This window comes from Sodalinema sp., from assembly GCF_046483825.1.
In the GTDB taxonomy this organism is placed as follows: Bacteria; Cyanobacteriota; Cyanobacteriia; order Cyanobacteriales; family Geitlerinemataceae; genus Sodalinema.
Genome location: NZ_JAWOCL010000131.1, coordinates 1 through 8710, shown reverse-complemented (window position 1 = coordinate 8710; position 8710 = coordinate 1). Strand labels below are relative to the sequence as shown.

General features: G+C 51.1%; 10 protein-coding genes. 3 read left to right on the top strand and 7 right to left on the bottom strand.

What is annotated here, in order from left to right; translation table 11 throughout:
* The 3 genes from R6U67_RS08385 to R6U67_RS08375 all read left to right on the top strand — a co-directional run.
* A partial coding sequence (locus R6U67_RS08385) for a CHAT domain-containing protein (protein WP_410252126.1) occupies nt 1-1176 on the top strand: 1176 nt, incomplete at its 5' end.
* A gap of 77 nt (nt 1177-1253) precedes the next feature.
* Nucleotides 1254-1673 (top strand): hypothetical protein, encoded by a 420-nt coding sequence (locus R6U67_RS08380; RefSeq protein ID WP_410252125.1) that lies wholly within the window; start codon nt 1254-1256, stop codon nt 1671-1673.
* Complete coding sequence (locus tag R6U67_RS08375; RefSeq protein ID WP_410252124.1) at nt 1661-2860, top strand: hypothetical protein; 1200 nt, start codon at nt 1661-1663, stop codon at nt 2858-2860. The genes R6U67_RS08380 and R6U67_RS08375 overlap by 13 nt, the downstream gene beginning before the upstream one ends.
* An 80-nt stretch (nt 2861-2940) precedes the next feature.
* Here R6U67_RS08375 and R6U67_RS08370 read toward each other — a convergent pair whose 3' ends face one another.
* The 7 genes from R6U67_RS08370 to R6U67_RS08340 form a co-directional block, all read right to left on the bottom strand.
* The gene (locus R6U67_RS08370; protein WP_410252123.1) at nt 2941-3846 is read right to left on the bottom strand and encodes a hypothetical protein; all 906 of its coding nucleotides are present in this window, start codon (nt 3844-3846) and stop codon (nt 2941-2943) included.
* A gap of 35 nt (nt 3847-3881) precedes the next feature.
* Nucleotides 3882-4691 (bottom strand): pyrroline-5-carboxylate reductase, encoded by an 810-nt coding sequence (gene proC / locus R6U67_RS08365; RefSeq protein ID WP_410252122.1) that lies wholly within the window; start codon nt 4689-4691, stop codon nt 3882-3884.
* 33 nt (nt 4692-4724) lie between these two features.
* A complete protein-coding gene (locus tag R6U67_RS08360) occupies nt 4725-5378 on the bottom strand; it encodes a cell division protein SepF (protein WP_410252121.1) in 654 nt (217 codons plus the stop codon).
* Between the two features lie 449 nt (nt 5379-5827).
* Entirely contained in the window at nt 5828-6805 is a 978-nt protein-coding gene (locus tag R6U67_RS08355; RefSeq protein WP_410252120.1) for an RNA-guided endonuclease InsQ/TnpB family protein, read from the bottom strand.
* A gap of 133 nt (nt 6806-6938) precedes the next feature.
* Entirely contained in the window at nt 6939-7619 is a 681-nt protein-coding gene (locus R6U67_RS08350; RefSeq protein WP_410252119.1) for a YggS family pyridoxal phosphate-dependent enzyme, read from the bottom strand.
* Between the two features lie 163 nt (nt 7620-7782).
* A complete protein-coding gene (pipX, locus tag R6U67_RS08345; RefSeq protein ID WP_068790365.1) occupies nt 7783-8049 on the bottom strand; it encodes a transcriptional coactivator PipX in 267 nt (88 codons plus the stop codon).
* A gap of 206 nt (nt 8050-8255) precedes the next feature.
* The gene (locus R6U67_RS08340; protein WP_074162910.1) at nt 8256-8459 is read right to left on the bottom strand and encodes a phycobilisome linker polypeptide; all 204 of its coding nucleotides are present in this window, start codon (nt 8457-8459) and stop codon (nt 8256-8258) included.
* Between the last annotated feature and the right edge of the window lie 251 nt (nt 8460-8710).

Here is an 8710-nt window from a genome sequence, read left to right as displayed (position 1 = left end):
CACCTCAGCCCCGCCCAAATTAGCACCTTCCTGCTGCGTCCCCACCAAGACCCGCATATCTTCACCATTCCCTGCGACCCCCCCGGCAACCCCCACATCACCGACCAAACCAACTTCAGAGAATGGCTCAAAACCTACAGCCAACTCTACCAAGAACAGCGTAAACGCAAACCCACAGACCTCCCCCACCCAACCTCTCCCTCCCCCCGGCGCGAACAACTGCCCCGACGCCTCAACCACCTCAAACAAATCCTCAAAATCCGCGAAATCGAGGATAAGCTAGACCCCAACGACTCCCTCATCCTCATCCCCCACCGCGACCTACATCTTTTACCACTCCATCACTTCTTTACCCCCAGCCTCTCCTCCCGGTCGTCCCGAGCCGTCTCCTACCGTCCTCATCTCAGCCTTTCTTGCCCGTCCCCACCCCCAAGCAGCAACCAGCCCCCCATCCTCATCGGCTCTCCCAGCAGCGAGCAACCCCTAGAATTCGCTCGCCTAGAAACACAGCTCATCCAGCAGCTTTATCCCCAAGCCCAACCCCTCAGCGAGGCCGCCGTGACGGCCGAGGCCTTCCGCCAACAGCTACAAACCCCCGCTCCCTTCTTCTATTTCAGCGGTCATGGAGAACATGACAGCACAACTCCCGAGCAATCCGCCCTCTACCTCGCCGAGGATGCCCCTTTCACCCTCACAGACTTGGACGGTCTCGACTCGGTTCGATTTCCCCTAGTCTGTCTCGCCGCCTGCGAAACGGGAATCAGCAACTGGGGAGAGTTTATCAATGAGTTTGTCGGCTTTCCCGCTGTCTTCTTAAACAAGGGAAGTGGCGCGGTTCTCAGCACTCTCTGGACGGTTAGCGAAGTCTCTAGCATGATTTTCATCATGGAATTTTTCCGCCATTACCAACAACAGCTCCAACCCACAGCGGCACTCCAGCACGCCCAAAGGCAGTTAAGATCCCTCACCTGGCGGGATTTGGCTCAGTGGTATCGTGACGCGGCTCAGAAGGGCCTCCCCTTTTCCTCGCGCCGCTGGCTACAAAGTTGCGATCGCAACATCCGCAAGGCTCCCCGGCAATATCCCCCCGAAGAGACTCCTTATCGTCATCCCTATCACTGGGCCGGCTTCATCCTTACCCAGTCAGGCCGCCCCCTTGCCGGGACTGAACCATGATCTCCCACCGTCCTAGCCCCGGACATTGCCCAACCCGTTAGGGCATGATAGATATAGATTTCCCCCAACTCACGCTCATGACGACTCCCAACTACCCCCTGACCGCGTTCCTTGCGGCTCTCGCAACCACTCCCCCCAACGAGACTCTCCCCCCAGTCAGCCCAGACTTACTAACAAATACCGATGAGGCTTTAGATCAGGCTAGCCGACAAAGCCAAGATATCCCCTTTTGGCAACGCTTTGATACCTTTCATGACCAACTTGTAGGGGGCTACACGGTCAAAGACCGCAATAAAATCATACGTCCCAAGGGGTCTTCTCAAGCGTCTGATGATGCGGCTCAGGTCGAAGATACAAATGTATCTCTCTCCGCTGAGGACACTCTCGGGGAGATTCTAAATCACCCCAATCCTCCCGAAAAAGCGCGGCAAGAGTTCCAAAACTCCAAACAAGATCCGTTAGATTGGGCTATGGGAATTACAGGATGGTTCATCTAATTTATCCCCATTTATTCTGTTTTAGTTACCATCGTTCCCCTGACGCAATTCCCCCAAGTTGGACGGACTGGAAACAGACCCATCCTGATCACGCTACCCACGCTAAATCCTACGAGTATGCGGGACAAGATTGGGATGCCATTTTTGAAGTGAAGTCCTTAGGAGACAGTCAGGGATTGTTGCTCTATGGGGCGGTGCGAGAGGAAGAAAAGCCACAGTCTATAGAGGTTTTGGCGCAACTCAAGCAACATTTTAGCGGTATCCAAGGCTCGATTGGTCAAACTTGGCTCGTGCTGAGTCGATGGCAACCCGACCATCCTGGAGAGGGTGATCGGCAAGGGTTAGACCAGGCATTTCAAGACATTGCTAAACTCTGGACTATTGAAAGTTGGGGAAACGAAGAAAAATTTTTAGGAAATGTTTTGCGATCAGCTGTTCTTCCGAATGGAGAATGGTTATGGGTTTGTTTGGCTGAAGATTCGCAAACGATGGAAGCGGTGAGCAATTTTTATTATGACTTACAGCGCCTTTTTTACTATCAGCATAAAATTCGCTGGAGTCATGAGCAAAGTTGTAAAATCAAGGAAATTTTAAGTCAAGAAACCTTCTTTCCTTTAACCCATGAAATCATCCCCGCCAGCCAAATTAAGCTAACGGAAGCGACTGCTCTCAAAGGGGATTTTTATGAACTGCGTCAGGTGTTGTATGACAATATGCAAAAGCTAGACCGACATACACGAGGACTGGAGGGGTTATCGCTGCAACTGCAAACCTTGAAAACGAATCTACGGGCCTATGAGAAGCGATCGCAACGGATTGAACAACGCTGTGCAAACTATCCGTTCAAAACCGATGTCCAGCATTGGTCTGATTTTGCCGGAAACCAAGCGGTTTATTATCAGGAACAGATACAGCAGGATATTGAGAGTTTAAGTCCAGGGTTACGGGTGCGGGAACAGCATATTAAGACGCTTCAGGTGCTGGTGGCGGCGGCCCAGGGGGAGCGCGATCGTAACATTGAAAACTTAGTCGGTGGAGCGGGTTTAGGGATTGGCGTTTCCTCTGCAGCGGCGGGCGCTTGGGCGGGACATACCTCAGGCCCGTGGCAGACGTTTAGTGTCAGTTTAGCGTTGGGCCTGCTGTTTGGTGTGGGAAGTTATCTGCTATTACGCCGCTACCGGACCTAGGGCGCACCGGGGTTCCCCTACTGATTATCCTGGCCTCTGGGGTTTCTATGCTCGTCTAAGTCAACCGCCCCCTGATGAGTTTACTCTTCCCCTCGGAAGCGTTCGAGCAACTCCTCGCGAGACAACTGCATCAACAGAGGAGTAAACTCCTCCGCCGGTAATTGCAAAACCGCATCAATCAGAGAGGTTAACTCATCATCCAGGGAACCAAAACGAACCTGCAACAGATTTTCCACCACGCGACGTTCACCCTGTTGCAGACCTTGTTGCAGACCTGTTAACTGAGCCGCTTCGAGTTGTTGGTCAAAAAGAGGAGATAAACGCATAATCAGTTCAGTATCCTCCCAATCCAGATTTTCCTGTGTTTGAAGGTCAGCTTTTAGGCGATTCAACAATACTAACGAACTCGCTCGGAGGGGATTGTCCGGAGGAAGCTGCTCAAGTTCCTCAATAGCTTCAGCTTGGACTCTGCCTCGCCCCAAAATTCTCAGCCATAGAGTCTCAGGATGACGAGGCAACTGGTGAATCACCACAAAGCAAGTCCGTAGCTGGGATGCCAAGTGATAAATTCCTTCACCCCACTCTTCTATATCTAGGGTAGCACCAAAGCCCATTAATAGGTTCTCAGAGGCAGTCGGCGTGAGAATCCATAAGTGGGGTTTGATGAAATTAAGCGAGGTTTGACGGTTTTGCTTAGCCTCCCGTCGCAATTGAGCTTCGATGATGAACAGTTTTAAGAGACAATCACGAACTTCATCTGCGGTTACCGGATTGCGATAGGGTTCAAAGACGGTCGGCACATTTAGGGTTCTCGCCAAAATCCCGAGAGGATCGGGCGAACGGCTCACCTCCGGATTTGGGGAAAACCACAAATCAACCTGTCTAACCTCTCCCGAAACCCGTCGGGAAGCTTGAATGGTTCCGTAGGGAGTGAGCAGTTCTTCTAGGTAATCCTTAGCAAACTGGTCATGGATAAAACGAGTCACGGGAAATCATGTTTGCTCTCGTGGACAACGGATGATTAACCATTTCCCAACGCCTTAGACCGCTCGGCGGCCGCTTGCACCGCTGAAATCAGGGCCGATCGCAGTCCCCGGGCCTCCAACTCCGCAATTCCCGCAATGGTCGTTCCTCCTGGACTGGTGACGCGATCCTTGAGTTCCCCAGGATGTAATCCCGTCTCACTGAGGAGTTGAGCCGTTCCTCGCAGGGTGGCGATCGCCAACTGTTGGGCCGTGGCCCGAGGTAACCCCGCCGCCACACCGCCATCACTGAGCGCCTCGATCATCAACGCCACATAGCCCGGTCCTGACCCCGATAACCCCGTTACCGCATCCATAAGCCGCTCTGGAACCTCAACCACCTCTCCCACGGCCCCCAGCAGCCGGCGAGCCACCGCTAAGCCCTCGTCCGTCACCGCCTGGCCAGGACTCAAGGCGGAAATGCCCGCACCGACCGTCGCGGGAGTATTGGGCATCACTCGCACCACAGGAGAACCGGGAAACGCCGCCTCTAACTTAGATAGGGGCGTTCCTGCCAAGATGGAAATAACTAAAGTTTTCGGGGAGAGGGTTCCGGGAGGAAGTTGCTCAGACACGGCCGCAAAAATTTGCGGCTTGATGGCCAAAAGAAGCGTCTCGGCCTCAGCCGCAATGGTGGCGTTATCACCGCTCACCTGCACCTGATAGGTTTGTGCTAGATACTCCCGACGCTGAGGCTTGGGTTCACTCACCCAAACCTCGTCAGGACGATACACCTGTTGAGCTAAGAGGCGGGAAAGGATGGCTTCGGCCATCATGCCACCGCCGATAATCGCAAGGGAAGAAGACAAGGGCTTAGAGAACTGTGAGGACGAACCGGAGATCTAGGATTGAGCCAGGCGACCGAAGTCAGGAACCCAACTGGGGGTTGAGCCGCTGCTACTGGCTTGTCCGGGATTAGTCGCACCCGGAGCTTGCAGATGGGGCTGCATGACATCGCGAACAACGCCCGACTGGGTACTAACTTGCACGCAACTGGGGGTAAACAGAAAAATGCTCTCGCCAATGCGTTCTTGATGACCATCGAGGGCGAAGGTTCCCCCAGCGATGAAGTCAACGGCTCGCTGAGCTTGATCCGGGTCCATCACCGTTAGGTTCAAGACGACGGATTTCCGTTCCCGTAAAGCTTGAATGGCTTGGGGCATCTCTTCAAAGGTGCGCGGTTCCATGACCACGACTTCGGAAATGCCATTTGCTGCGCCAGGTAATCCAATCACGTTACTCATTCCTGAATTCATACTTGAACCCCGCTGAGGAGGGGGAGGCGTTAAGCCGGAGGAACTGCTCAAGGGGGAGCGATCGCGCAAACGAGTTCCGGCATTCGTTACATCGGCGTTAGGAGCTGATGTAGGGCTTTCACTGGGATAGAGGGGCTGATAAGCGGGGCTATTGCCCTGCATGTCGTCATAGTCGTAATCATAATCAACCGGTTCGTCCGGATTGATGAAATCCCGTAGCTTTGAAAAGATATTGCTCATGGCGACTCCGGCTAAACATTCCGATATGGGCTCAGTGACCGGTTAAAGGATCTCACTGAAGGGATCTGTTAAGAAGAATCTTCGTGAATTTAACGGGATCAACACGCCCATCGGCAAAGATGATTCGCTCCCATTATAGGGTATTCATCGTGAACTACCGAACGCGCCCATCAAAGATTACAGCGTCGGCTTCCTACCCAACAGACCGCGAAACCGTAGATTTCTTGCGTCCTCTACTGTTTCGTCTTACATCTGGGCGATCGGCTTTACCCCGTGTCCCACAGGTAAGGGGCTGTCCCTGGAGATCTCCAAAGCGGGTTTATACGCCCCGTCAAAATCCGTAGTCCCTCATCTGGTGAGGTTAATTGCTGTATTAATGTCGCGATATTAATGTCGCGATCAGGCTTGGTTCCACAGCTTGAGCAAGTCCAGCTACGGATATCAAGAGGTCAACTCCCCACTTGATTGAGACAAACATGACAAGTTTTGGAACTCGGAAAGAATCGATCCACCTCTTGATAGATTTTTCCTTTTTGTTCATCCTTATACTTCAACATCGTACAGAATTGTCCCCATCCAACCGGGCGGATTGTCTTGGCTAGACCGTGATTCTTCACCATGTTTTTGACGGCCAAATCTTCAACCACAATAACTTGATTCTCGTCAACTATCCTAGGGGATAGTTTGTGGTGAAAATCTCCGCGACAACGGGAAATTTTATGATAAGCTTTAGCAACTTTCTGTCTGGCTTTGTTGCGATTCCTAGAGCCTTTTTGTTTCCGGGAAAGCTGTTGCTGTTTCCGCTTCAGATTTTTCTCATGTTTGGCTAACCATCTAGGATTGCCAAACTTAGAACCATCGCTAGCGATCGCAAAGTGAGTCAATCCTAAATCAATACCGATGGCGTTACCTTCCGTGCTTGGTTTAGGCTTCTCCTTCCCATCATCAACTAAGATTGACGTCTGGTATTGGTTGCAGCAATTTTTGGAGATAGTAACCGTTTTAACTTTTCCCTCAACAGGACGATGAATAACGGCCTTGACTTCACCGATTTTCGGTAATCTCAAGCAATTGTTTTGCACCTTAACGTTTTGAGGGTAATGGATTGATTGTTTATTATGCTTAGATTTAAAGCGAGGATAACCGGCCCTTCGCTCGAAAAAGTTGTTAAAGGCTACACCGAGATTAAGACAGACCTGTTGCAAGCATTGAGAATACGTCAATCCGAGCCATTCATATTCTTTCTTAAGTGCAGGTATTTGTTGTTTGAGGTCATATCCTGACAAGCCTTTGTCTGTGTCTTTGTAGGTTTTATTCATCAAGTCAAGACAAGAGTTGCAAAGCCAACGGCAATTGCCAAAGGATTGCTCAAGCAACTGTTTCTGTTGATTATTGGGATAGAGTCTTATCTTGACAGCCTTCAGCATTAGAGGGAATAAGAATCACGACAAATAATCCTATAGCAACAGTTGGTCTGAATCGTACAAACAATAGGGGATAAGAAGGCAAGAGGCATAACCCACCCCTAACCCCTCCCCAGAGGGGATGAGGTGGGTTCGCTTACGTCGGGCGATCGCCAAATAGAATCCGCCCTAAGCGAACCATCGTACTCCCGGCTTCAATGGCCAGGAGATAATCATCGGACATCCCCATCGAGAGTTCAGGGAACCTCAGATGCTTCCACGTCTCTTCTCGTAGGCGATCGCACCCTTGACGGGCCTCGATCAAGATCTCGCGACTCTCCTCGGTGGGTAAACCAAAGGGCAGAATTGTCATGATTCCCCGCACTTTCAGCGAAGATAGGCGATCGAGTTCCGGTAAATCCTGGTGGAACTCCGACCAATCCCAGCCAGATTTGTTGGCATCGGGGCGAAACTTGACTTGTAGGCAGAGATTGGGGCAAGGACTGCCTTTGTCCACCAGACGCTGGATTTCTCGGGCGAGTTTGAGGCGATCGACGGAATGAATCCACTGCATCCGTTCGAGCGCCAGTTTTGTCTTATTGGTTTGCAGGTGGCCAATAAAATGCCAGGTAATGTCCTCTAAATCCTCAAGTTCCTCTTGTTTGGCGATCGCCTCTTGGATACGACTTTCGCCAAAATCCCGAATCCCCGCCTGATACGCTTCTCGAATCGCACTAGCCGGTTTGGTTTTGGACACCGCCACCAAGCGCACAGACTCAGGAATCGTCGGACGAATTTGGGCTAGGCGATCGGCAATGGATAAATCCTCAAACGACATGAAAACGTTTTAATAACCTCCTGGGGCAATGAACACGACATTATAGACACTTAAAAATATACATCCAGAAACAATCAAACCCTTTCACAGTATTGATTGCGCTCAGACAAAATGTCCTATATGGTCTGACTTCTCTCAGAGCTAATCACCATCAATAATGGTCTCAAAACATCTGTTTTCGGATCTTTTGTAACTTCTCATGTTCCTGAGCCAGTCCCGTGCGACGCAACTGACGCAGACGATTTTCAATCACAGCCCGAGCATCAGCACGGGTTAGAGGTTCAAAAGCCAATCCCCGTTCCCCCGTCGTCACAATAAAAAATAAACGCTGAGCATACAAGGTTGTAAATAATTCTCGATCTTCTCCAATGGGACAGACACGAAAGAGCAAACCAAAGGTCGGATGATTGAGATAGGTTTCAGTGTTCATGGGGCGATTCAGAGCTACCATACTGGGTCTGAGGGACACCCCCAGAGCCACATCAGGTTAAAGACTTAAACATAGCAGGTCTTGGAAACCCCATCAATGGGGTCAGCGATCGATTGAGACTCCCCAGAGGGTAAACATGAAAAACGAGAGGTACAACGACCTCTCGCCCTGAACGTCTCGGGTTAAACACGCAACGTCGGTCAACCCTACTTCAAGCCGGTGTTCGTTCCGGGCTTACCAGTGGCCAATTCAACCTTGACGATTTTGCCGCCCATTTTCATGATCCGTTGTTGCTCACGGAACCAGTTGTCATAGGGAACCAGTTTTGTATAGTAGGTGTTTTGCAGCTCTCTCTGAGTGCGAATGCGGGTCTGACTCGGCACACAAGCCGTAACGCGAAACATACGCATGGGGGAAATTCTCCTGGCTAAGGGGTTAAAGGATTAGAAGTTTTAGGGATTTTTTTATTAGGGTTTCAGATGCTAAACCGACAGTCTGGGAGTCCAGAGTCAATACAGTTGGTGCAATGCTCCCCACGAGAGGAGGCTCCTCACAGGAGGCGGCACGCGGCCAAATTGCACTCACCCCGGATTTCCCAGACTGACGATCGCCGCTCGTCCACACAGTCACATTAACGTTTACATCAACGTCACTGTCAATG